The organism is uncultured Bacteroides sp. (genome assembly GCF_905207245.1).
Classification (GTDB): domain Bacteria; phylum Bacteroidota; class Bacteroidia; order Bacteroidales; family Bacteroidaceae; genus Bacteroides.
Genome location: NZ_CAJLKP010000048.1, coordinates 22,178 through 47,705, shown reverse-complemented (window position 1 = coordinate 47,705; position 25,528 = coordinate 22,178). Strand labels below are relative to the sequence as shown.

Below are 25,528 nucleotides of genomic sequence, written 5' to 3'. Positions count from 1 at the left end.
CTGAACGAACATTCAGCTTATGTAAGTAAGGACACCCAACTTAAAAATTGAATGCCCTTCACCTTATTATATATAGGAATATCCTACAATAGTCCTTCGTCAGAGAAGCTGTAATATTCCTCATCTGATAGAATGATGTGGTCAGCGACCTGTATGCTCATCAACTTGGCAGCTTGTACAGTTTGGGTGGTTAATTCCTTATCCTCTCTGCTGGGTTTAAGGTTACCACTTGGATGGTTATGTGCCAAAATGATGGAGGATGCGTTACAAAGGATAGCTATTTGTAAGATAACTCTCACATCTACAATAGTACTACTAATTCCTCCCTCTGAAATCTGGGTGTACCCTAACACTTCTCTGCCTCTATTAAGCAGTAAGATTTTGAAGTATTCCTTATGCTCTATTGTTCCTTCACGATAGGTTGTTCTTAACACTTTGTAAGCATCCTTAGAGCAAGTAACTTTCATTCGTTCTGAATGCTTGATTGTAGATTTGTAGGATAGTTCAACTTCTCCTACCTTATAATCCATTTCCATAATATAATTGAATTAAATGATTATTGATTGATTATGCAGGTATATAATTAAAGTCCCAAATGAAACGGATTGCTCCGGTTACAATTTGGGACTTCATACTACTTGCTAAATAGCTATAAGTGTTATATCATTAGGATATTTTTCATATAGGGCTAAGTTTGTGTTACACTTTACAAATTCATTTAGTGAGAGCTTATAATATTGGTGGGTGAGTATAATTATATTAGTGATTAGGGGTGTACCCCCCCATGTCCTTCTAAATTCAGACTTTTCTTTTAAGGGTATGAGGGGGAGTAAATTGTAGGTGGGGTATCTCGCTTACAATCTAACTTTTCTCTGCCTAAAGTATTTTACTTTTATGAGTTTGTAAAGTCAATTTGTGGCAGGGATAGGGAACATTGTTTGTTGCTTAGGACTATCTTGATAAGCTTATAAGATGAGTTCTGGGTATTCTATATCATTTTTTTCCTGCTTCCTTCCAATTAAGCCGTTCTGTAATGATTTCATAAAAGAGTGTATATTCTTAACTCCTTTAAAGTCATTCTCCTTGTACTTCTTATAGATGATGCACTCTCTGGATAATGGGTTTCCATTACTCTCATTAAAAGCTATCGTGTGCTCAAAAGTAGCTTTTGCTTCTTCTACATATTTATCTTCGGGTAGGTCTATTATCAGACCTTTTACCTTTAATATGATAGTATCCCCAATCTTATCCAACAAGTCCAGTCCCTTTAATTGGTCTATATAAGAGAAAATAGTTCCATGTCCCATGTGGATTAATTCTTTTAGTTTCCTTACAGATAATGTAACAGTATGGCTGTGTGGCTCTGCCGCACTGAACAGTTTAAGGATAAACCCTTTGAGCTTTAAATCTACTTCCTTGTATGAATCATAAAACTCTCTGTCAATTCTTCTGTAATGCCCAAAGACAACGGGGCAGAATATATAATCAGTCCAAGTCCTATCTTTCCTGTCACTGTTCTTATTCTGTATGGTAACTTCTCCTGTGGTTCTTAATTTGTCATTGAAAGATTTAGAACTCTTACCACCTTTATAGTTGGATGACTTCTCACCAACGAATGATGCAAGCTGGTCTATCGTGGTGTCAGTAGTCAATGTTGATTTGTCTGCTGTCAGAAGTAACACGTATGTCCTGTACACATCAGCACAGCCCAACTTCTGAATCAGATTATTGCTCATCACTGTATAGGTCTTAAATGGTAGTTTCTCGTAACTCATAAGGCAATCGCTCAATATGTTTAATTAAAATGATTTGGTTGGTCTTTAATAAGAATCTCATCTTAGAGGAACTTAATCTGTTGATTTTCCTAAGTTCGCTCAATTTGTCATATGAATGGTTGTTATAATGCCACATATCATCAGTTTTAGCCACTCCTTGTTTACAGTCCACCTTCGCGGTGTCCGTTAGGACATTGCATGGGTCTATATGGATTGTAGTGTAGGAGTGTAGAGAGGGGGTGTTTAGACACACAGTAAAAAGTGAATAAGCACACCCCGGAGATTTAACAATATGAATCTCTGAACTTCTGTTTTTATCTTGTTAGTAAGCCAAGTTCTGTAATAAGATATAGCTACCAATTTGAAATCAATTGAATTTGTACAATATTGACTTCTTAGGTCAAATTTCAACAGGTTGATTAACTTGTTCCATAAGAAATGAAAGGGAGGGCTGTTTGTGTAACCCTCCCTATGATAATTCTTATTCAAGGTTGTCAAATGCCTTGTTACTAATAATATGACTATTATCTACCTTGTTAATTAAGTTATGTAAGTAAAATGATGAAATGTTATAATCTTTAAGCTTATCCATTTCGTTACAAATTCCTTGTAAGCAGGTCAGAACGTGGTCTTCATTTTCATTCTTAGTAAATGTGCTACATCTCCTCATTATGTAATATTCGGCCGTATCAGTTTTGGTTGCTACACCGTTTTTCATAGTAAATGTATGTCCTAATTCACTGCTTATAAACCCCAACAGCTTATAAAGATTTGCTTTGGTAGTTCTGGCAATGCTCATAAGCTCTATGATTGTTTCTTCACATTCCTCATAAGAAGGATTGTCGTAATCATTAGATTTGATGTTGTGAGAGCTAAATATCTCTTTGGAAATATGTTTGTAGCTTAGGTATCTATCTAAAATTACTTCGGGTTTCTGTGAGAACTCTTCAAGGAACTCATCAGTTATTTCAAAGTTTCCCCATTCCTTTAAATATCTAAGTGAGTTATTTAGACTATCTAATTGTTGGTCTAACATTATTATCTCTTTATTGTACTTCTGTACATCAAATTTCTTCATTAATTTCGTCATAGCTTTTATTCTTATTAGCATTATCATTATTCATCTTGATGTAAGCGGTGTAAACCCTGTTGTCTTTTTGTCTCTTCTTCTTGAAGTAGCCGTTCTGTTTAGCCCACACTCCAATGCTAATCTTGTTATCATCTACATATTGAGCCATAGCACGCTCGCGAACCTGTTCATAAGTTAGTTCTTGATAATCATTCATTTTAGGATTATAAAGGTTGTGTTAATAAGGAATCTAAAGAGATATGTTGTTTCATCTGTATATGAAGTGGAAAAGTTACTCGTAGTGGTAGATTGATAATAATAGATTAAGTTTAAAAGTTTCTCATGTACAATATGGGACACCTTTGAATGTCCTACTTTTCCCTCATCTTGATACTACAAAGATAGTGATATTTTAGGGGGTGGTATAATGTTTGTGTGACATTCTTTAAAATTAGTATAGAACCTTACTTGTACTCAAAATTTAATGCTCGGAGTTATGGAATCCTATATTGAACCATCTAAATCGAGGTTTCCTGTTATGAATTGATGGCAGGACAAAGTTGGATTCGGGTATAAGATAGCTAACCTTTACTTGACTTTGTCCTGCCTGCAACTAAATCAGTTCGGCTTTAAGATAATAGCCTCGTTCCCTTTTTTTGCCAATCTTGCATGGGTCGGCATCGAAGTAATGTTGTATGGTCTCTCCCCGAATGGTCTTATGGGGATGGATATTCAGTATCTCAAATATTCTGGTCAGTTCAGATACTATCTCGGAGCATTTGTACTTGTAGCCGACCTTGAAGCTGTTCTTTATCAATTTGACAGTCGTGTTACCTTTCATTTGTTTAAGAATGACCTCTTCGTTCATCCGCTTCTGGGAGTAGTCCATTCCTTTGATTGTGTCTAAGCCTAACAATTCGTATGCTTCAATCAGTAATGAATCCACTTTCCTTAATTCATTTATAAAGTCCATATCGTACTCTGACAATGGCTCTGTTAACTCGGAGAGCATTGCTACCATCTTCTTACGTTTCTCTCGGACGGTCATTTTAGAGCCTTCAAGTTGAAGATGTTTAAATTCTTGGAACGGATAACTATATCCCATGCAGGATGGACGGAACAGATTGCAGCTGTAGTATAGAGCTTCTATCCGGTTACTGTCATGGTAGCTGCCAGTCATCAACTTGTCGTTGGTATCGTTATCAATGGCAAAGTAATTCTTTTCTCCGTTGGGGTATAGCATCTTATTAAAAGGGAGTGAACGCATGGCTTCCCCGAAAGCATTCCGTTCCGCTTCAGTCGATGCACTGTTATATAAGGTTCGGATGGTATTGTATGCGTGTTCGTGTGCGATTTGGTTTATATAAATCTCTTCCCTGCTCGGAGTAGGCAGGTTATGGTCTGTTGTATAGATGTGGGTGAGCGATTCAAGACCGTTTCGGAAACGACCTGCTATCTGTACACTGTCTGTATGAATGTCAAGCATAGTGTATGATGATGCCTTTATATCAGTGAGCATTACAACGTGGGGAGAATAGCCCAACTCTAAATCGAAAGCGTTATAAAACCTGCTTGTGAAGAAATTATATCTCCTCATCCTGTCTGCTCTCCATTCGTCATAAGCGTTGCTGAATTTCAACTCATTCCTTAGCTTTGTAACACTCTTGGGAGCGCAGAATATGGATGATTCATTTTCGATTCTTAATTCCTTTATTAATGAATGGCTGTAGTCTACCAGATTGATGAAGAAGCAGACGGGCGTGTCATGTTCCTTTAAATATTCTTGGGCGGTTTGCAGGGAGTTATTGGTCTGTATTATTGTAATGTCCTGCCTATAATCATAATCAGCATCTACAGTGACGGTTCGGAAACCTTGTTTTTTAAATCGTGGGTCTGATAGTGCTATCGGGGTAGCTGAAACCAGAGCCTTCTGTTTAAAAAGGAAGAAGTCATTCATCGGCAGAACTATATTTTCTCTGTAATCCACATCCTTTACTAATAGGTGTGATTCGTCCATCAAGCAGAAGAAGTGGGAATGGAGGTCTATGCCAACATTATTAATCGCTTCCTTTACCTTCTGAAAACTTTCGGGGGTAGTCATCAACTTATGGTATGTATGAGGTTCTTGCAGGTAACGGGTTATCTTATCTACAGAAACACCCTCGTACACTCCGAACAATTTAAAATATTCATCAGATTTCGCACACTTCCCTTGAATGACCGGAACATTGGGTTCTATCAATATGGACGGTCTGGGGGAATGGATTTCTAAGTAGGTCGCTCCGATACCGGGAAACTTCTTAGCCAGATTGATATTGGATGCTATTTCGGGCATTATATCAGCCAATTTCTGACCTTTACTGATGGTATAGTGATTCATATATTATGGGTGTTGAGATATTCTACAATGGGTGCTGTCCTATTGATTCGGAAGTATATTTTACCTAACTTAAATACTGCAACGAGGTTTATATGTGACTGGGTTTCTCTTAGAAATGGAATCCTATATATCCTTTGCTTCATATCGACCAATGTTTTAAGTACCGTAGTTTGAAAGTCGGGTAATGGCTCTTCATGGGACGGGAACACTTTAAAATCATCGGGGCTTCCAGTTTCCAGATAATTGATTATCCACTTCCAGGAATCCTTATTGAGTTGGTATCTTAGTCCTGTTATGTTCGGGGTACTTATCCATGCGCAGGGTTCGTTATCTAACCTGATGGATAGATTTCTTTTCTGCTCCATCAACTGCTTTAGTTGCCGATGGGCTGATTCGTTGTCGTATGCAGGGGGCAGTATAATATTCATAGAACTATTAAGAATGTAAAGGAGAGAGGTTTTACCCTCCCTCCAGATAAGACATTAGTTTGCTTTTGAAGTCAAAACTTCATTTAGTAATTCTTCGATGTGTTCATCCCGTTTAAGATAGAAATGGATTTGACTGTGATAGCCGATTGAGAAAACAGCATGGAGAAATCTACCACCGGAAGGAGATATGAAGTCCTCCTCAATCGTCAATCGGTACTTTGACCGAATGAAAGTCTGAAACATTTCTAATTCAAAGTTTTCGGAAGATTCTTCGATAGCCGTGTTACCATTACTGGCAAACTCTTGAATTGGTTTCAAGTTACTGCCCATTGCTGCGATTACTGCATTGATTAGAGATTCGTTGGCGATAGTCGTTAGAGTCTCTTTGATTCGATTTTGATAAGTCAGATAGACTTTAATAGCTGGTCTGCCATCAATTGTCTTGAAACGAAGACGAATTTCGGTAGGAAGTCTTAGGACGCCTTTGAGGAATCTGTCTATAAAGAAAGAATCAATAGACTTGTCTGTTCTTACAGACGTTTCTTCACTCTGATTTGCTAATAATATGTTCATAGCTTTTTATTTTTAATTTGTTAGTTACTATGTAATCATCAACTTTAGCGCCTTATCGTTGTTGATTACGATGCAAAGGTATTGCTCTGCTTTGGTTTGAATTGGTAAAGAATAACAGCTTGTTTCGGCGAGTTCTTTACCAAAGGAATCCCTATTTGCAGGAGATTCCTTTGTGGGTTTGCCTATTTTGTGACATTAGCCTTCTGCTGCATATTATATGCTGCTTCCTCCAATCCACTTCTGACAAAGGATAGATTCTCTTCTATTTCAGACATTAAATCATCTACAACCGATTCAGGTGAACCTCCGTAGTAATTCTGTAATTTCATTACAACAGCTTCAAGGTCCTTTGGGTCGTCAAACGCTCTTTCTACTAAATAATTTATCTCTATAAGAGATTTAAAATTCATTTCAGCTACTTGTTCTTTTGTCATAGGATAGTTCTTCTTCTTCATTTTCTATTGTACATTCAGTGGTTAGTTGGTGGCAACGAGCCTATCAACTTTCTGAAAGTGCCGCAAAGTTAGAACCTTGTGATGGGGTAGATTGGTACAGAATAGGACAAAGAAAAAGGCAGTTCTTTACCACTGTAAGAGCTGCCTGCTATATAAGGAGAGTATGATTTACCAGAGTTTTGTTCCAACTATATTATTAGGTGATAGTTTGAATGTCTTATAGTTAAGTAGGGATTCTACTGTGTTATATTTCTTTAGGAATGAATATAGCCTGCTTCTTATGTTGTTGGCATCTGTCGTAACATCATCGGCATCTATCAATTCAATAGCTTTCAGATAAGATTCTATTAAATTGGCTTGTGGTCTTGTTGGCACTTTTTCTTTGGTAGATTTTAAATGTGTGTTTTGGAGTAATTGATATGTTCCCCATATATAGAGAGATTGAATAGGGTCAATCATTTTATTGCCGACCTTCTTATTTCCATATATTATGTCTAATTCTAATTGGGCTTCCTCCAGACTGTTTATTCCTAAATAATGGTGCAGATATTCATTCAGTCGATTCTCCAACCAATTATCTTTATTATTGATAAGTATTGGTGAATTACCACCTGCTGCTATCTTTATATCAGTAATGAAGTCTTTCCCTTTTTTCTGTTTGGGCTGATTGAGAGCAATGTATAGCTTTAGCATATCAGGTCTGACTTCATGGATATATTGCTGATATTGCATATCATCATATTCTCCTTCTGATGTTGGGACTTCTGTAACTCTATCTCTATATAGGAGTGCAGCCATGAATATTAATGCACATGAAGCAAAGTCTTCATTGTAAAGTTCTGCGGCATAAGACTCCATTATTGTTTCAGGACTAAAATTATCTGGAACTTTCACTGCTATATTCTCATTGGTAGCCAGCGCAAACTTTACTACATCTACTCCCCAATCATTTTCTGATTTACATTGCTTGGTGAGTTCCTTTTCTTCTGGCGTTAAATTGAGAACTTTCTTGGTATAGACTTGCGTCAATTCATTGCTTATATCGTCATAGGTGAACCCAAAGCATCTGTTCAGTTCCGGATATAGCTGTTTAATGGTTGGTATGTTAAATGTAACTTCAGGCATGGCATAAATATTTGTATCTCTGGCAAAATTAAAAAAATAATCTCACCTACATTGCTGTAAGTGAGATTATTTAAAGTTTAGAGCAAATTCTTCATAGCATCATCCATCTGTTCATTGCCAAAGCTATCCAGATAGATTTGAGTTACCTTCTCTGAACTATGCCCTAAAGATTCGCTGATAATGGAAGTTGCCACACCTGCCTTTTTAAGAATTGTAGCATGGCTGTGACGGGCTACGTAGGTAGTCAAGGTAATAGGTAGCTCCAATTCCTTGCCAATCTTCTTCAATCTTTTGTTTACGTTGACAATCACCTTATGCACCCTGTTAAGCCTTTGTTGTTCTGTCTTATGGTAAGCCAGAAGGATAGGGAACAAGTGCGGGTTATTATCATCATGGTATTTCTCTATCAGTTCAATGGCTTTATCCTGCAACGGGAGCTGAATTAACTTTTTAGTCTTTTGTCGGATATAGACTAATCTATTATCCATGATGTTCTCTTTAGTAAGAGATGCTATGTCTACAAAGTTGATTCCGCCCATGATGTAAGAGAATGTAAAGATGTCTATGGCGAATTGTACCAGCTTATTCTTAGTTTTATATTCCATGATTCTGGTAACATCTTCTTTAGTGATGGCACGTTTGGCGGTTTCCTGTTGTAGCTTAGAGATTTTAAACTTCCTGAACGGGTAATGCTCCACCTTAACAAGATTCTCATCTACGGCAATGTTGTACATGGTGCGTATATCTACGAACCTGCCTTTGATTGTGTTTCCTGATAAGCCATGCTTGCGTAGCCAAGTTTCATATCTCTTCAACCATGGGACATCTATATCCACGAAGTAGATATTAAGATGCTTGTTGAACTCCATGAGGGAATTGTAAGTCTGCTGGATGGTGAGCATGTAGCTCAACCTTTGTGCATCCCTAAGAGCCTGCATCTGTTCCAAAAACACTTCTCCTACAGTCTTTAGTTTGCTGGGCTTACTGACTTTCTCCACCAGAGTACTTGCCGTATAATCCCTATCCATAGCCTTGAACTCCATAATCTGCTCCGAATAGGCATGAAGTTTCAGGGTTATTAGGGTAGTTAGAGCTTCCTTGTTTGGGCACTGTGGTTTGGGAGCATTCTTAGTGAAATCCCAATAGATAGGATTGATGGATAGTCCAATGCTGATGTACTTTCGCTTCCTATCCTTACACACTCTAATCATTAGAGGTGATTCATTGTTTTTGAGCACTTTAGATTTGTAGCATACTACGTTTACTGTTGTCGCCATGGTTTACACGCTGGTTTACACAACTTGCCTGAATCCGTGTAAACCACAGCCCTATTAACGAACAAAGAGCTACTCATTATTGAGTAACTCTCTGATTTTCAAGTGGTGCCACCAGGAATCGAACCTTTTGCTTCGGTTTATTCTAATTCCTTGAATGACTGCACATTCTTGCTTTATCTTTTATAAAAACCATTGAATTAGCCTTACACTAAATTCATTGCTTTTCTTTATCAATTCAACAATCATTATCTCTTTGACAATGCAAAGGTAAGTAAAAGGTTCGATTTCTGCAAATATACACGCTTCTTTTCTTGATGTAATTTCTGATTAAATAGAATGAGATTTTGTAATTGATTAAAAATCAGGTTTTATTCGCATTCAAAGTCAATTTGTTTTTTTATAATAGTAGGAATAATTAGTAGAAATAGTGCTATTGATATTTAGCTGATGTAGCTTGTTAAGTAAACTTCCGAGTATGACTTGCATTCATTATTTTTTTTAAATACTGATGTATTTCTGTTTTTTCAATCCCTTTTTTTTCTAAAGCTAAAGCCATTAACGAGTATTCATTTACTAAAGAAGTTGCTACTGTACCCTTAATATCAGTATTAATAGAGATAGAAGCTTTATCTATGTACTTATATAAATTAGCAGTTGGAACGCTGTCATATTTATCAAATCTTCCAATAAGAAAATTGGATGATGGACAGGTTTCTATATGAATGTTTTTGTTGATTATTGTTTGAAGTAAGGAGGTTTGTATCTTTTCTAATAAAGATAAAAACTTGTGGCTTTTTAATATATGCCATGCAGTTATTTGAGTGAGCTTGTTGTAGTTTTCGGCCACAGTTTCTAATAGATATGTGTCTTCGAAACCTCGAATTTCAAAATTTTCCATGTAAGATTCGAAGCTTAAATATTTTTCACACTTTAAATCCTTAAAACAGTCTTCTATTTTCTGTATGAATAATTTCTCAACATCGTCTTCCAATTTGACACACAATTTATCTGTCCATTTTTGTATCCAAATGAGATTATCTAAAAGAATTTGTTGTGGAATAATCATATTCCAATGCCTTGTTTCATAGTACTTTTCTACATCTACAAAAAGTGAATTGAGATGAGCTAGTCTGTTATGTCCATTCCAGTTCAAGAATACCAAGACTTCATCTACAGCCCTTAAGCCATCTATTAAATCGTAAAAATCTTCTCCAATGTGATAAGTAAAGTTGTCAAATCCATTTTCTCGTCCATATCTAACTAATGGTGAAAAGAAATAAGGTCTTGATTTCCAATCTGCGCCAGCAAAGTCCACACCTACTATTGGTATTTGGTTATCATCCGCTTTTTTATAGAATTTGTGGAGAAATATTTCAAAAGTTTTTTGTGTTTCAGTTCTGTTTTTACTCCATCCTTCACGACTTTTGTTTTTTGGTTTGGGAATAGATATAGTGAATGCTATTCTGTCGGTTTGTTGATTTGCAAAAAGATTATCAGAGAAAAATGGCATAAAAAAATTGGTATTGGATTTTCTCGCCATTTTTTTCTCTGCATTTTCAAAACTTATCGAAAATCTTGGTTCTATTTTTATTTTTGAATTTCCTTCTAAGCTACTTTGTATAACATATTTGTCTTTTATATTATCTCCTACATCACAATGTTTATTGTTATGGTCTTGAAAATTTTCCAAACCAACAAATTTATTTGTTAAAATATAGTTCTTTCTAATATTGATTTTTATTATACAATACATATAAAATGCTGTTGCCAATTTTTTTATGTTTGGATCTTTTCCATTATTGAATTCAAATAAATAGCTATAAAGAAGTTTTCTTTCGCCCCACAATAGCGTGTATGGAGAATTATTAAGAGTTGAAATATCAGTCCTTATTGCGTAGTCCCAATATGAATAATCGCCATCATTATTTATCTTTTGTGAACATAATATAGCAAAGTTAATATCATCGTAAAGAGATGTTGTTTGCGTATGTATCATATTATCTTCCCATGACAAAATATTTTCTATTCCGATCCAATCAGCCTTTTTACATTCTAAATAACTAAATATTTTGAAACGAATAGTCATTGCAATCTGTATCCATTTGCTCTCGTTCCCATCCTCTTTTCCTGAATATTTGCAATTCATCCATTGTATCCATTGTAAATCAAACGCAGCATATGAAGAACTAAAATGCAAGTGTAAATCACACAAATCATTGGTTTGTAACAAAGTGTTTAGTTCATGATTGTCATGTGTTAGCACTTCTTGCCATGAAAAGTCATTTTTAATTTGAGGTGAATTCTTTGATAAGATTGCACAAATCAACAGGTCTTCACCTAAAAACAGTGATGTCTCTCTCCATCTAAGTAGATTGTTAAATTGAACTTTTAGTAAACTTGAAGTATTATTTACAGACAATTCTTTGATAGCATTCATTAAAGATTCTAAAACGCATTTCCCAATAGTATCACAATCTTTTTTCCACTTTTGCTTTTCCATATCAGCCAATAATTTCAATTCACTTTTTGTAAAAGCTGGCATAAGTACAGACATAATCTCTACTATCTTCTTAAACAAAAAGTCATCCGATTTATATTTTTGAACAATGGCATTTGCTACATGATCAAGTTCTATTTCGTAGAATAATGCTTTTAGTATATTTCGAGGAAAATCCATAAGATAAACGAATCTATTTATTTTATTTCACAACATCTTCTGGTACAAGTGAACGTATCATGTCATAATTCTTTCTGAAAATTTCCATAATCTCATTCTTTGGGTGTTGTTTTTGTTCATCCGGAAAGATATTATTCCATGTTTCTTAAGGAATGGTGTCAACTACAGTACCATAAATTTTTCTTAATTCAGACACAATTCCCTTACGTGCTTTTCGAGTGAAGTTTAAGTTGTAAAATTGATAAAATTTCTGTTGTATTACACTTAATGATATACTTGAATCTGTTTCATAAATACGCTTAAATAAATCTCCGTTTGTATTCAATAGCTCAATAATTGCTTCTAAAAATGCAAATCGAATAACATACGGCTTTTGGCTGTCATTATTTTTATAAGTACGCATTTCTGAATTGATAATACTTTTATAGAAATCTGCTATCATTCTGGCATTATCATTCACACCGTGATAATCAAAACGTCTACTTGTTATCATTTCTGTCATGGCAGATAACACTTCTGCGTTTCTTATACTTGCATTGGATATTAAACGGAAGAATTTGTCTTTCAGGTCTTCATCGTTTATGAGTGTTTTGGTTGAAATGTCTTTGGGGGCTTCTGGATGTTCTTCATTATATTCTTTCAAATCAACATATTCCATCATACGTCGCAATAAACTCCATTTATTTTGATAAGCAAATTCATAAAAATCCCAATTATTATCGTAATGTAAATATGAATATCTGCCATATGCATACTTTAGATTTACGATATTAGTAAAAGGTGCCATGATGTCAAATACGATGTATCCTGTATTGATATTGAATGGAGACAAATGATATGGTTCAGGATTGTTCCTTTTCATACGTTCAAAATTCCCAATCTGTTTTTGAGGAACAGAACGTTTGGATGTAATGGCAAAAAATTCCATCATGCGAAATTTCTGTTTAAAGACTTCCATTTCTTTATTTCCAAGTGTTCCGTCTGAAAATTTTTTCATATTGTCAATCCAATCTGTGTATAAATTATCACGTAATACTTTTGCGCTAATAACTTTTAAATCACGGAAAGTTCCTGCGTTTGACATAGGCAAATAATTACCTGGATTATAAGTAAAATAAGCTCCATTAAGTAATTTTTGAAGTATATTAACCCGGTTAAACAAGGCGTCACTTTTAAATATCTCACCATCAAATTGTGGTTCTGGGAATATTTCCGCACTCTTTTCTGTTATTATGTCATAGCATTCATAAAGACGAATACTATAATATGATTTTATAAAAAACAAAAGTAAGCGGAGTTCTTCTTTTACGTTACTTTTCTCTAAAAAGTTTGTTAAGTAAAACACATCACCTACTGAGATGTTGTAACTATAATTATCCGGTTGTATAATATTAGTCAGCAATGAGTTGTTTTCATTTGTTGATATTCTTTCTCGATTATTTTCTGCCAAATAGGAAACGATTTGCTTGTTTATCAGTGAAGTATCGTTGTTTTGACCTAAGAGATTGGCAAACTTTTGGTCTTTTTTATCTAATTGATATATCCACGTCTGAAAGAAATAAGCTTTGAAAGCATGTTTATTGGCTTCTGATGTAGCATTGTTCACAAAATTCTCCATATTATAGAGTAAGCCTATCAAATGACGTAAAGAGCGGAGGTTATTAGGAACGATAGGCGATACGCCTCCTTTACTGTTGTAAAAAAGGTATCTGGTTTTATTATAAATCAGTTGTACAACAGCTTCTTTTACAGAATTGTATGTAGCAGAAGCATCTGAATCTTCATGTGTTTTATATATTTGCAATCGTTTATCGCAAAAATCGTAAGTCTTTGGCATTATAACACGATTATCTAACGGAATAAGTTTCGTAACATATTTTGTTGCCATGTCTTCTGTTTCCAAACGATTGTGAGGAGAATCCTCTTTATCCAAGTAAGTTGCCACTACGTTAATGAGCTGGTTGATATGGAGTGAGACGAATAATATGCATTGTTTGCTTAGCAGATATTTGCGTATTTGCTCCACCATTTCATAGGCACCTTTTATATTGAGATCTATATCATCGATAGAAATTACCAAGAAGTCTTTTTCAGCTACAGATAGATATTCCTTGATTAAGTTATCAATGCTTTTTTGTAATTCTTTTGCTGCTGCCAATGCTTCCAAATCTTCTGTTGTATTATAAAACTTCTCTCTAGGATGTTTTATTTGAGCCAAACAACGAGTTGTACGTTGAAAAGCTTTTCCTAATGGCTTTAATTTTTCTGCTTCCTCACATTTATTCTTGACCTTATCTAGTTTTTTTATGTAATCAGCATATAACTGTCCAAGTAAAAGCTGGATAACATTGTGCTCTTTATCAAAGAATATTGGATCTATCACTTCCAATACTTCGAACTTTTTGTCTACGATATTCCAATTCTTATATAATTCTTTTATGGATTTATTACTTGCGTCTTCCAATAAATACATTATGGTGCGCATGCAAGATGTTTTGCCTTCTCCCCTGTCTCCACAAAAAGATACTATACTTGGTGTTGTATTATTGGGATTGTTTACAATGTCCTGGATAAGTCTCAATGCTCTCTCATATTGTTCTTTAAAAATGGAAGATGTTAAGTTATTTTTTTCAATAATATATTCTTTTTCTTCTCCATTATAAAAAATTATCGCATCCATTTTATTGATGTTTTAATAGTTTGTCAAATAAAAAGTAGGTTAAGTACTCTTAATTCATTGCGTTAAAGTTAACTATAATTTTGAAAGCAATGAATCAAAAATTTTAGTGTTCAGAATTAACAATAACGATTCTTGTTAATTCGGCAGTAAAAATACATAAATGAAGTGAGAAATTAATGTTGTATCTGTGACTTTTATAGTTGATTGCTTATAGTAGAGTCAAATTTTCCCAATTAGAGTGTTGTGGTTGCTGGAAGGAGAATGTTATTAGGCTCGGTTGCAAGTTTGAGCCGTTGTCTTTCAATACTTGTTTTGAGGGTACTATCAAATATTTTGTTGCCAATAGAAAGCTTGTTGATGCAAACTGGTTTTAGAAGAATGAATAACAAAGGGGGGCTATTGTATGCAATATTGTAAAATCGTGTAATAAGTCCAACAATTCTATTGCCACATGTTATTTGACGACTTTTGATGACATCTGACGACTTTGTTTTTCTCATTCCAGGTATTAATATGTTCTTTGTCTTGTGTGGTAACAGTGAGTCGGTTCATGAAAAATGTCATGCTATGAACATACAGGAAGCAAAGAAAATCAGGCTTGTTGATTTTTTAGGAGGACTGGGGCATCACCCGGTCATACAGCGCGGGAACAGTGTGTGGTACAAGTCTCCTTTCCGGATGGAAAAGGAGGCTTCCTTCAAGATTGATCTCCGGAAAGAATTGTGGTATGACTTCGGTCTGGGGAAGGGCGGGGATATTATTACCCTGGCTAAAGAGATTTACCGGACAGGTGATATAAGTCATGTGCTGCGGTGTATTGAAGATAAAAGGGCGGTTTTGAAACCGGTTACAATCTCCTGCCCTGTGGAAGAGGCGGCACCCGCCTTTCAGGAGTTGAAAATCAGGCCGCTTGCCAACCGTATATTGCTTGCTTATCTGAAAGAACGGTGCATTGATGTGGAAACAGCGGGGAAAATATGCAGGGAGGCTTCCTTCAAGCGGAACGGAAAAAATTATTTTGCCATTGCCTTTCCCAATATTTCCGGTGGGTATGAGATACGGAACAGATTTTTTAAGGCTTGTATCTCCCCCAAGGATATTACTTGTATCACGAATGGACAGGAAACGGGCAGGTGTTATGTGTTCGAGGGATTTATGGACTTTCTGTCTTTTGAGCCGGCCTTTCCTCTTTGGACGAAGGGGGATTGCCTGGTGCTGAACTCCGTCAGCAACTTGCCGAAGGCTTTTTCCTTTCTTTCACGATATGATGACATTTACAGCTGTTTGGATAATGATGCTGCCGGAAATAATACGGTGATGGCGATGAGAGAAAAATATGGCAGCCGCGTACATGACCTTTCACAGGAATATGTCGGTTATAAGGATTTGAATGAATATCTGTGCCGTAAGCGATGAAACGTATGATTGTTGGAAGGATTATGTGAAGGGGTTGTATTGAATGGCATTTTGAATGATAAAACTACAGAATCATTTTCATTCTTGATTATTTTCGTTATTTTTGTACCGATTATTAATTAAATTAAGGTTTATATGAACGAATTGTTGACTCAAATACAGGATGTATATGCCGCATTTTCTATAGATGCTGCGCTTCAGATTGAAAAGAATAACAAGGCCGCAGGTACTCGTGCCCGCAAAGCTTCGTTGGAATTGGAAAAACTGATGAAGGAGTTCCGCAAGCTCTCTTTGGAAGAGTCCAAAAAATAATTTCTTCTTTTCTGGTTATCTTTACTTGCAGTTGCGGGATGTCGGTTTGTGAAAAGCCGCTTGCTGCTACTCTTTTGATATTTTTTGACAGTACAACCAAAACGGATGCTCCAATAGGCTTGGATTATAGCCGGTTGCGGTTCGTAATGGTTGTATTGTCCTGCAAATATGGGTTAAGGATGTTCCCTGTCTTGTTCGTTTCCCGCCCACAATGTCCGGTAGTCTTGGCAAATCCTTTCGTAATCTTCCGGCTTCAAGTGCGGGAAATTGGTGGCATACATATATTGAAGGTCTTCCGGCGTCAGTGCCGGATCTTGTCTTAGGATGTCATGGATTTCATCCTCGCACTCATAACGGTCGTTGAATATGCCCGTATGCGGATAGACAGCGGTACAATCCTCAATGATATGCTCTACAAATAGCAGGCCTTTCATCAGGTCTTTCTTGACCGTTATCTCGTGGTCTGAATGGGCGTTGTAATAACCGCAACTCAGATTGACACAGCTGACGCCCATCCCGTTTCCTTTCAGGACCATTACGTCGGTCAACAATCCGTTGTTCTCCTTATAACCCCATTCTTCCGGTTTTACCGCTTTTATGAACTCATCCGAACAAAGTTCCGAGAAACCGATGCTTGTAATCAGGTCGGAATTGCCTTTCCGGTCAGGCTGGATGACAAACCGTACGTCGTTGAAAAAAGGCATGTCTGCGTTGGAACTGCCCGCGCATCCGGTTTCCTCCTCCCTGAAGAAAGCTATTTTAATGGTATCGTATTTTTTCAGGCATTCCAGACAGATGAATATTCCGTTCTTGTCATCCGCCCCCGGATTCTCAAACCGCCTTTTGCCCGGGGAATAGCCGAAAATGATGTCCTTTGTCTCTATCGCCTTGAAATCCTTGGAGTGGTGGCAGTGTGCCACCTGGTCGATATGGCTGACCAGGCAGGGATAGTTTTCCCCCGTTCCTTTTATCACATAAAGATTTCCGTATCGGTCCTGTGAAACGGATATGTTACCGGGAAGTGTTCCGATATAGGAACGGAGGAAACGTATCATATTCTGTTCCTTTCCGCTCGGGCTGTGAATGCTATACAGCTTCTTTAGCAATTGTGTATTCATGTTCTTTTTCATTAAGTTTGTAACCATAGGGAAGACCGGTGCCGGGATTGAGCGTATCAAACGCCTCTTTGTCAAATATCCATGCCTTTCCGTCCTTTACCAATTTGTCCAATGTCCCGGCGGTGATGCTTGTATCCTTATACTTGTTTTCCGCATCCGTCCATACCTGAATCCGGGTGATGTCGTCCTCCTTTTCAAACCACTCATCGTCGTATTCGGAATAATACCAGTTCTTCCGCTTGAATTCCTTCTCCGCTTTTTCCATGCACTTGCCACAACAGTACTTCTCGCCGGTCAGGTGCGATTGCAGGGCATCCCTGTGCAATATCCATTCCTGGCATTCATCACAAGTTGTACAGTCATCATCATGGTGGTATTCGTATATTGATTCTATCCATACAAAATCGTTCAGGTTGTCCATATCCACATAGATTTGCGCACCGTTCCTGTAGCATAGCTGGGTTTCTTCACAATAATACTGGTGATAATCATCCCATTCGTCCTCATCCCCATCAAGATTGTATTCTGTGGTGTCAAGATAATGGCTGTATGATGCCGGTTTATAATTGTAAGCCTTTTCCTTGTCATAGTCATACCATTTGAAGGAATCCTGATAGGAGAGTATGTCTTCCTTGTCCAGCCGGCAGTCAATTTCAAATTTACGACCGGCAAGCGAACTGCCGTCAAGGCTTACAAAAGCATCCGGTTCATTGCATGACGCACCGATTGCCTTATAACCGTCTATATGGTTTTCCTGAATCAACTTTTCAACAAGCAACCGCTTCAGGGTGTCATTCCCTCCGGAGGAATATTGCCTTTCCAGCAATCTCCATTTCTTGCCGTCCTGGTCTGTCACGTTGGTGAACAGGACGGCTCTCGCTATGACAAGGCCATGCCCGTCGGTGATATAAGCGGCTTTGGCATCCACGGAATCCGTATAAAACACCGTCCTGTTCCGGTTGGTCATACAGGAGTTGAAATCCCCCTTGCATTCATGACTGTCATATATTTTTTCAAACTTGTCATCCACGTGAAGTTTCGGGCCATCGGGGGTATGTCCATAGATGTATGTATGCCATTGTTGTGTGAAGACATCTCCGGAAATCCAGTTCAGTACTCCCGGAGAGAGCAGTTTTCCAATCTCCGTTTCAAGGATAAGGGCTCTCATGAATTTTCCGGATTTCATTTTGAATGCCTGGTTGCGGGCGACATTGATATAACGGACCGAGGATTTGTCCATATTCTTGCAAATTCCTTTGTCGTTATCCGTTTTGTATTGTGCGGAGTGATAGGTTTCGCCAATCAGTTCCACCTTGTTTTTCAGTGTTTCATCGTTCCTGCCGGATTCCCTGACAGCTTCGGCCACTTTTTTCTGCAACTCTGCCATGTCGGATATGTGCAGCAGGCTGAAATCACCCTGTTTAAGGCAATACCTGAGCAGCGGAGGATTCCTTAAATGCCCGAGCAATATCCTGTTTTTTCTGGAAGACACTTCGGGCTCTCTCGTTTCAGTTCCGAAACGGTTCTTGAAATCCTCGTAATTTTTAATCTTGTAGTATAACATATCATTGACTTTTTGGTGTTGTTTATGAGATAAAATAAGGAAAGGGATATCCCATCAAGGGTACCCCTTTCCTATATCAATCTGTATTTCCCTCCTGATTCCAATGACGGCGTCAGTGGTTTCCATATCCTCCTGTTCAGGTAGACATATACATCCGGACCGTTTTTTCATCCTGCCTAAGCAGTTCCTTTTCGGGCAGGAAACCGTCTATTTCTTCCATCAGTTCAAATCCTTCCGGTGAGTTCGGGTGGTTCCGTATGGCATACTCCAGTTCGTCAGAGGCAATTTTCATTCCGTCAATTTCGATGAACGGATACTTTATTCCGAAAAAGTGGAGATATTCAATCAGGTTGTTGTCTGCCACTTCTGCCTTGTAGTTTTTCATTTCTTTCGTTTGAACCATAATCTTTCTATTTTGATTAAACATGACCGGCTTTTGCCAAACCGGTATTTCCATTTCTTATATGCCCCGGTTTGCTTTTTGCCGTGATTGCGCAAGGCTTGGAAGGAAAAAATACCGGAGCGAAGCGAGGATGATTTTTTCCTTCCAACCAGTCCGGAGGACCGCCTTGCCCAATCGAAGGCAAAAGGCGACCTTTGCAGGTAAGAATTGAAATACGATATGAATGGTCTTGTAAGAAATTGTACGGCAGTGATGTACGACGGCATTCGTGGACTATCCATGTACATGCCGCATTGTACGGCAGACATGGTAGGGAAATCCGACAGTCTGTCCGGGCATAAGTGTCATGTGCGGTCTGCCATGGAAAAGAAAAACCGTCCGGTAGACAGACGTGGTGCCGGATTCAGTCGAACGCTTCCATCCGGTTACTTTCCAGCAATGCCAGGACATCTTTCTCCTTGTACAATAATTTGCCTCCTATTTTGTAATAGGGTATTTTTCCGTTCAGGCGGTAGTCCGCCAGTGTCCTTCGTGTCAGTTTCAGTTTTCCGGCAAGTTCGCTGTCCGTCATGTAACGGTCGCCGTTCAGTAGCGGACGGAACTTTTCCGCCTGTATGTCCAGAAGGCGGGACAATGTGTCAATGTTCCGGAAAAACTGCCTGATTTCTGGACTTTCCTTGGTCAATAGTGATTGTGCCATTGTATCTTGCCAATTAAAGGATTACCTGACGAATCGTATTTTCCATAAAGCGGATGATGTCCTGACGCCTGTAATATACTTTGCGGTCTATATGGCTGTAAGGGAGCGCCCTGCGTCTTCGGAGCTGTAACAGTTTTCCGGGGGAGGCTCCCATCAGCATACATGCTTCCTGGTTGTCTATCCAGTCATCCATACTTCGGGAATTTTCCCCGCATATTTCCCGCACTTTTTTTGCAAGGGCTTCCAAGGCCCTGTTCATTTCCAAGAATGTCTGCGCTTCAATGGTTACGATTTCCATACGTTTCTCTTTTTTGTCCGGTACGAAAATAGGGATGGAATCCCTTTCCTCCAAAAAGGTGTCTGTAAATGTCATCAGACGGCATCAGATGGCAAGGGGAGCGAAAATGTGAAATATTTAAATACCCCCGAGAAAGTAGCAAGCAGGAATTGGACAGGATTTTAGTCCCTGTTTAAATTTTCTTCAAAAGGGAATGACTTGCAGGTCTTTTCCGATAAAAACAACTATATTTATCCGCCATCAGGATTTTAACCTTTGAAACGTTTATATTATGGAATTGATTGTGAATTTGTCGGTGATATCGGTTTTTATCGGGCTTTGGATGTATGCCCGGTATTGGAGAAGAATGTGCGGGAAGGCGTTCTGCCAATATGCGGCTGCCTGCTGCGGGAGAGAGGAAAGAGAAAAGCTGATGCGGTATGCCATAATAGCGGGAAACCGTCATGCCCCCTTGTTGTATGCGTTGACTTATCCCGAACGGTTTGACAAGGCCCGGCCGTTACGCTTGTTTGAATTCAGGGGAATCCGCTGTGTGTTTGCCAGATATTATTTCCCTCAACGTTATGAAAACTGGCTTTGTGACGACCAGTCCGAATTTGTCCAGAAGGTGTATGATTTCAAGGAGGGGAGAGACCCATGCCGGAATTGTTTCTCGCAGGCGTTCCGGGTTCTTTCCGTTACCGGAGATGTGACCGCCATGTTTATGCCATGCAGCACTTCCCGGCGTTACCATCGACGTTTTTCCGGTATAGCCGCTTTTCTGGAGTCCGGGGGCTATGCCCGGTCAGGGCTGGATCTGATATGTATCACGGAAGACAGGGAGAGCAAACACACTTCCGAAAGGCGTTCCGGAGTGGATACGGCCAATTATATGATGGCGAGGGGGCTGCGGGGAAAACGGGTCGTAATTGTGGATGACCTGCTGACCAGCGGTGACAGCCTGCTGGAGTATGCCCATAACCTGGAAAGGGTCGGCGCCATAGTGACAGGTGCTGTCTTTCTGGCCCGTACGTTCCGGATGCCCTCGCCGGCAACAGTCAGACGGGTTGTCTGGAAACATCATTTATCGGCGTTGCTGACAGGAAAGTAAGACGGCGGGCATGACTGTACGCGATTTGTAAAGTTTACAATACCCCCTTTACAACTTTACACTTTGTCTTTTACAATAATACGCGGAATAAAATTTGTATTCTTTTCTAATTATTTTATAATCAGGATATTCGTTTGATGCTTTTTGTGAAGTGCCGGCTGACGGCACGTTTTTTTCACTATGAATGGCATATACTCTTATCAGTGCGCACAAGAAAGGGTATTCCAGTAATAACCTTTAAAATACAGGAGAGACATGCCATGATGTATATAGACAATGAAGTGCTTGAGAAAATGATTATGACCATAGTGGAAGGGTTTGACCGGATGGAAAAGAAACTGGACAGTATGATGCGTGTGAAGGACTGCATGGATGGTGACAAGCTGCTGGACAACTATGACCTGGCCAGACTGCTCGGGGTGTCGTTGCGGACAGTGGCCCGTTACCGGGAGAAAGGGCTGATCCGGTATTATCAGACGGATGAGAACGGGAAGAACTTTTATCGCAGTTCGGATGTGCAGGAGTTCCTGCAACAGCGCGGGAAGAAGAAATAGAGAATGTTTTATTTCACAATGAGGAAGTTATGTTAACTTTGCACCTGAAATACATGTTATGAAGACAGATATGAAATATGCGGTGGCGGTCCTGGTGGACGGTGACAACGCATCCTTCGAGAATTTGGAGGATGTGATGGGGTTTGTCTCCCGCCACGGAAATGCCATTATCAGACGGATATACGGTGACTGGACGCGGAAACCGCTTTCCGGTTGGAAGGATGCCGCCGGAGAACACGGTTTCCGGCTGGTACAGGCCTCTTCCTTTGCCTCCGGGAAAAACACCACGGACATCGCCCTGGTCATAGACGCGATGGATATTCTGCGTGACGGACTGGCCGACTGTTTCTGTCTGGTTGCCAGCGACGGTGATTATACCCTGCTTGCCCAGCGGATACGGGAAGCCGGCCTGCCGGTATTGGGATACGGTGAAGGCAAGACCCCGGCACCGCTGGTACGCGCCTGTACTGAATTTCTGTATGCGGACCGCATGGAAGGGAAGCCGGTGGAGAATACGCCCGGATACTTTCTCCGGCGGGATATGGAATATTTTGACAGGGCTTTCGAGGAGGCCGCCGACGGTAAGACGGAAGTTCCTCTCTCACTGATCGGAACCGCCCTGAAGAGGATGATGCCCAAGTTCAAGATAAAAAGATACGGTTGCAAGACTTTGGGAAAACTGTATGAGAAACTGGACCGTTATGAGCTGGTCCGGACGGAAAAAGGAGTGGCGGGGGCCGTACGGTTGAAACGCTGAACGTTTTTTATAAAGGGTGACCGAAACTCTGGTTTAGCCCGGATGAGCTTTTGATTTGAAACTTGAACATCCCTAAAGGCAAAAAGAAGAGCCGTATCATTGCTCAAAACGGAGCTTGATACGGCTCTTTTCAGGGCTTGCAGTTACAATCAGTAGCTTTGCAGAGAGTCATTGGGGGGTAACATCCTCCGGATTTTTCAATTCGGGCATTATGGCACTCTCTTTTCCGTTTATACCGGGATGGGATTCACCCGTAGCGTGTCAAGGTTGAGATAGGCTCCCCGATAAAAGGTCCTTCCTTCCCTGAACATGCGCCAGAGGATGTCGCAGCCGGTTTGTGCCAGCATGGAGTTGATGAAGAGGTCCTGCTTCTGCAATGCTTCCGCCAGCGAACAGCTCGGTCCGGAATCCTTCTCCTCAATGGTGGAATAACTTGTCTCCTCGGTAATCACATTCATTCTGGGTATGGTGTGGTACTCGGTGGAGGCGGGCTGATGTATCTTGTTCCGGATATTGCCTATCAGAACCTGCCCGGTTGTCTGGGCGTTGCCGAAATCCATCCAGTAAATCGGTGTCTTTTCGTCATTGTGCGTATTCTTCCTGTGGTGCTTCAGGAGTCTCCACAAGTCAAGCCGGGAACGGATGTTGTCCGTGCAGGTAATGATTATATTTGCCAGTCCGGGACTGTCATCGTCGTGTTTCCGCCTTGACGGGAAACTCTTTCCTTTCGCTTCCCAGGTGTAGCCGAAGAACCGGTTGATACGGGTGACAAGCGCCACAGCCTTGTTCAGCCCGGTTTCCGCCTCGCTAAACAGCTGTCGTCCGATGTTCGCTCCGGTAACGGTATCGGGGTCGAAGACCGTGACATGCAGTCCCGGATGGCCGAGCGCCTGCAATGCCACGCTCATACGTGCCAGGCAGGTGACTACCTGGGAGCCTGTGCCTCCTGCCCCGATTACGAAAACGGTTACCGGATGATAGGGATTGAGGAGGTATTGGTCTGTGTAATGTATTTTTCTCATGACAGTATATCTTTTAGCTGTTTGTTTGCCGGTTTGAGCTCGTCATTGTTGAACGGCCGCTCCCGTGCCTGCTCCGTTACCGAGACCAGATTGCCGCGTGTCGGATTTTCACTTCCTCCCAGGTGCGAGAATTCGCTGAGCCAGAAGCGTTTCTCCCAATATTCCTGAAGCGCGTGGAAGTCCATATTTTCCGGTTTTACCAATGTGGAGCTGCCCAGGCACACACTTCCGCGCGTCACATTGAAGAAAGGCGCCAGATAAAGCGGCGTGTCCTCTTCCGGTGTCCGCCCCTTGTAGGCGAATATGGTCATTCTCTCGTTTTCAATGATGTAGACAACTCCCGGCAGATGGAATACGCCATCCTTGATGTTCAGGCTGTCCTTGAAGAACATCCGCCGTTTTCCCGGCGGGTTGTACCATATATATTTCTCATGCCCTTTCCGGGTGTCGCACCATAACATGTTGGAAGGCAGCCTGCCGTGGGGCACATTCTGCCTTTCGTCCGAATAGGATTCCACCAGGGCGTTCATGAACTCGTACGTGACCGGAATGCCCGCTTCCATTCTGCCCGCCTTGTTGATGGGACGAAGCTCAAGGTAATTCTTTCCGGTTGCATAAGCGCTTTCCCTGTATTCATAGGCAATGAGCGCCGCTTTGGGCACCATTATCTCCTGCATCTTCTTGGTCAGTTCATTCATCTCTATCTGATTTTTGATTTGAAATTTTGATTGGGGGAATTAAAAGGAGCCGGCTATATGCTGCATGAACCTCTGCATCCACTTAGAGAGCCTTTCCGGGTAATCGTCCATGCGGAACAGCCTGTCCGTTTCCGGTGTCAGGTACATGTATGTGACCGGGGTGATGGTATAGGTTTCACGGCAGTCCGAATTGAAATAAGACTCCATGTTTTCTGCCAGCATATCATTGTTGGAGTATGCCAGCATGATTTGGGTGTCAAGTCCTATCGGTGGAAAATCCGGTTCTTTCTCATACGCCCAGTCGTAATAGTACTGTATGAGACACGGGCTGTCCGGTGTTATCAGTTCCAGCCCTTCGCTTACCAGTCCGAGGAGGTCCCGTTCCCTCTTCGCTTCTGTCCGGCATTCCCGTATTTTGTCCTCCAGCCGTACACAGAACGGCTTTCCCTCCATCCGCTTGAGCGCTTTTGAGATTTTTCCGTTATCATAGGATTCCGCCAGCAGGCTGTTTCGCCTGACCTCCTGCGGCGAGGAGTCCGGGTCACGGTTCTTCCAGTCACGCAGTTCTTCCAGTGCCAGTTCGTAATACCATGTTTCCTTGACCATGTTCAATCCGTGGTGCCGGATGAACCGGCGGATGAATTCGCGGACGATGCACCGTACCGGTACGGAGATTTTCTCTATGAAATCAATGGGAATCCAGAACAAGGTGTAATCCGGCCATTCATGGAACCTGTACAGGCAGAAGTAAAGCCTTCCCGCCTTTTCCTCCAGATTGACCTGTTCGGGCAGCGCCTCGTCCATTGCCCGGTACAGTCCGGCGATGTTCATGCGGGGACTGCCCCCTTTCCGTGGACGGAAAGGGAGCTTTATCCCCATCAGCCCGGCATATCTTAATGCCGACCGGTAGAGGAAGTCAAAATTCTCGGATGTCGTGAGATTTGTTTCGGTTTCATCCGTTTCGTTTTCCATGTAATAATCGGTCGCAATGGGGGAAACTTTCCCGGTCAGAAAAGCATTACGCTTTCTGCCGGTGGCAACCTCCGTCTTTTTCGGGAGGTCACGCCCCGGCTGACATTTGAGGAACCGGCTTCTCTGATTATCAGGCCTGCCAGGTTTGCCGTCAGGGATTTCGGTAATAATCTGCATGTTTCCTT

The 25,528-nt window shown here is 40.3% G+C and carries 24 protein-coding genes; 5 read left to right on the top strand and 19 right to left on the bottom strand.

All coding sequences use genetic code 11. From position 1 onward, the window contains the following. Positions 1-83: 83 nt before the first annotated feature. From QZ135_RS14970 to QZ135_RS14920, 11 genes are all read right to left on the bottom strand, one after another. Positions 84-536: a JAB domain-containing protein gene (locus tag QZ135_RS14970; RefSeq protein ID WP_294610867.1), complete on the bottom strand. Its 453-nt coding sequence runs from the start codon at positions 534-536 to the stop codon at positions 84-86. Between the two features lie 429 nt (positions 537-965). Further along, positions 966-1,775: a hypothetical protein gene (locus QZ135_RS14965; RefSeq protein WP_294610864.1), complete on the bottom strand. Its 810-nt coding sequence runs from the start codon at positions 1,773-1,775 to the stop codon at positions 966-968. A gap of 481 nt (positions 1,776-2,256) precedes the next feature. After that, positions 2,257-2,865 carry a hypothetical protein gene (locus tag QZ135_RS14960; RefSeq protein WP_294610835.1) on the bottom strand — a complete coding sequence of 203 codons (609 nt, stop codon included), beginning with the start codon at positions 2,863-2,865 and terminating at the stop codon, positions 2,257-2,259. Beyond that, complete coding sequence (locus QZ135_RS14955) at positions 2,840-3,061, bottom strand: hypothetical protein (protein WP_294610834.1); 222 nt, start codon at positions 3,059-3,061, stop codon at positions 2,840-2,842. The genes QZ135_RS14960 and QZ135_RS14955 overlap by 26 nt, the downstream gene beginning before the upstream one ends. Positions 3,062-3,457: 396 nt before the next feature. Further along, a complete protein-coding gene (locus QZ135_RS14950) occupies positions 3,458-5,224 on the bottom strand; it encodes a hypothetical protein (RefSeq protein ID WP_294610832.1) in 1,767 nt (588 codons plus the stop codon). A 482-nt stretch (positions 5,225-5,706) separates the two neighbouring features. Continuing rightward, a complete protein-coding gene (locus QZ135_RS14945; RefSeq protein WP_294610830.1) occupies positions 5,707-6,225 on the bottom strand; it encodes a hypothetical protein in 519 nt (172 codons plus the stop codon). A gap of 182 nt (positions 6,226-6,407) precedes the next feature. After that, positions 6,408-6,680: a hypothetical protein gene (locus QZ135_RS14940; RefSeq protein ID WP_294610827.1), complete on the bottom strand. Its 273-nt coding sequence runs from the start codon at positions 6,678-6,680 to the stop codon at positions 6,408-6,410. A 168-nt stretch (positions 6,681-6,848) separates the two neighbouring features. Next, positions 6,849-7,805 carry a hypothetical protein gene (locus tag QZ135_RS14935; RefSeq protein ID WP_294610826.1) on the bottom strand — a complete coding sequence of 319 codons (957 nt, stop codon included), beginning with the start codon at positions 7,803-7,805 and terminating at the stop codon, positions 6,849-6,851. A gap of 77 nt (positions 7,806-7,882) precedes the next feature. Continuing rightward, a complete protein-coding gene (locus QZ135_RS14930) occupies positions 7,883-9,082 on the bottom strand; it encodes a site-specific integrase (protein WP_294610824.1) in 1,200 nt (399 codons plus the stop codon). Positions 9,083-9,539: 457 nt separating this feature from the next. Further along, positions 9,540-11,759, bottom strand: coding sequence for a hypothetical protein (locus QZ135_RS14925; protein ID WP_208080676.1), 2,220 nt, complete (start codon positions 11,757-11,759; stop codon positions 9,540-9,542). A 145-nt stretch (positions 11,760-11,904) separates the two neighbouring features. Beyond that, complete coding sequence (locus QZ135_RS14920) at positions 11,905-14,439, bottom strand: hypothetical protein (protein WP_294610821.1); 2,535 nt, start codon at positions 14,437-14,439, stop codon at positions 11,905-11,907. A 567-nt stretch (positions 14,440-15,006) separates the two neighbouring features. Here QZ135_RS14920 and QZ135_RS14915 point away from each other — a divergent pair. Together QZ135_RS14915 and QZ135_RS14910 are read left to right on the top strand one after the other, a co-directional pair. Continuing rightward, a complete protein-coding gene (locus QZ135_RS14915; protein ID WP_294610819.1) occupies positions 15,007-15,855 on the top strand; it encodes a toprim domain-containing protein in 849 nt (282 codons plus the stop codon). Between the two features lie 135 nt (positions 15,856-15,990). Further along, complete coding sequence (locus QZ135_RS14910; RefSeq protein ID WP_117867263.1) at positions 15,991-16,167, top strand: histone H1; 177 nt, start codon at positions 15,991-15,993, stop codon at positions 16,165-16,167. Between the two features lie 173 nt (positions 16,168-16,340). On the opposite strand, the gene QZ135_RS14905 is transcribed toward QZ135_RS14910, so the two are convergent. The 5 genes from QZ135_RS14905 to QZ135_RS14885 all read right to left on the bottom strand — a co-directional run bounded on the left by QZ135_RS14905 (position 16,341) and on the right by QZ135_RS14885 (position 20,250). Continuing rightward, positions 16,341-17,285 (bottom strand): hypothetical protein, encoded by a 945-nt coding sequence (locus QZ135_RS14905; protein ID WP_117867264.1) that lies wholly within the window; start codon positions 17,283-17,285, stop codon positions 16,341-16,343. Further along, entirely contained in the window at positions 17,254-18,849 is a 1,596-nt protein-coding gene (locus QZ135_RS14900) for a hypothetical protein (protein ID WP_117867265.1), read from the bottom strand. Before QZ135_RS14900 ends, QZ135_RS14905 begins: the two co-directional genes overlap by 32 nt. A gap of 136 nt (positions 18,850-18,985) precedes the next feature. Beyond that, positions 18,986-19,252 carry a hypothetical protein gene (locus QZ135_RS14895; protein ID WP_117867269.1) on the bottom strand — a complete coding sequence of 89 codons (267 nt, stop codon included), beginning with the start codon at positions 19,250-19,252 and terminating at the stop codon, positions 18,986-18,988. 403 nt (positions 19,253-19,655) lie between these two features. Then, positions 19,656-19,952, bottom strand: a complete 297-nt coding sequence (locus QZ135_RS14890; protein WP_016271537.1) for a helix-turn-helix domain-containing protein — start codon at positions 19,950-19,952, stop codon at positions 19,656-19,658. 13 nt (positions 19,953-19,965) lie between these two features. Continuing rightward, on the bottom strand, positions 19,966-20,250 hold the full coding sequence (locus tag QZ135_RS14885) for a helix-turn-helix domain-containing protein (protein WP_117741602.1): 285 nt from the start codon (positions 20,248-20,250) through the stop codon (positions 19,966-19,968). Positions 20,251-20,521: 271 nt separating this feature from the next. On the opposite strand from QZ135_RS14885, the gene QZ135_RS14880 reads away from it, so the two are divergent. The 3 genes from QZ135_RS14880 to QZ135_RS14870 all read left to right on the top strand — a co-directional run bounded on the left by QZ135_RS14880 (position 20,522) and on the right by QZ135_RS14870 (position 22,651). Beyond that, positions 20,522-21,340, top strand: coding sequence for a phosphoribosyltransferase (locus QZ135_RS14880; RefSeq protein WP_294610814.1), 819 nt, complete (start codon positions 20,522-20,524; stop codon positions 21,338-21,340). A gap of 260 nt (positions 21,341-21,600) precedes the next feature. Further along, complete coding sequence (locus QZ135_RS14875; RefSeq protein ID WP_016271540.1) at positions 21,601-21,894, top strand: helix-turn-helix domain-containing protein; 294 nt, start codon at positions 21,601-21,603, stop codon at positions 21,892-21,894. 58 nt (positions 21,895-21,952) lie between these two features. Beyond that, positions 21,953-22,651, top strand: a complete 699-nt coding sequence (locus QZ135_RS14870) for an NYN domain-containing protein (protein ID WP_005682863.1) — start codon at positions 21,953-21,955, stop codon at positions 22,649-22,651. A 230-nt stretch (positions 22,652-22,881) separates the two neighbouring features. On the opposite strand, the gene QZ135_RS14865 is transcribed toward QZ135_RS14870, so the two are convergent. From QZ135_RS14865 to QZ135_RS14855, 3 genes are read right to left on the bottom strand one after another with little or no spacing between them, the layout of a single operon-like run. Then, positions 22,882-23,673: a PRTRC system ThiF family protein gene (locus QZ135_RS14865; protein WP_294610810.1), complete on the bottom strand. Its 792-nt coding sequence runs from the start codon at positions 23,671-23,673 to the stop codon at positions 22,882-22,884. Continuing rightward, positions 23,670-24,371: a prokaryotic E2 ligase family D protein gene (locus QZ135_RS14860; protein WP_005682865.1), complete on the bottom strand. Its 702-nt coding sequence runs from the start codon at positions 24,369-24,371 to the stop codon at positions 23,670-23,672. The genes QZ135_RS14865 and QZ135_RS14860 overlap by 4 nt, the downstream gene beginning before the upstream one ends. Positions 24,372-24,410: 39 nt before the next feature. After that, positions 24,411-25,520, bottom strand: coding sequence for a hypothetical protein (locus tag QZ135_RS14855; protein ID WP_294610807.1), 1,110 nt, complete (start codon positions 25,518-25,520; stop codon positions 24,411-24,413). Positions 25,521-25,528: the final 8 nt, after the last annotated feature.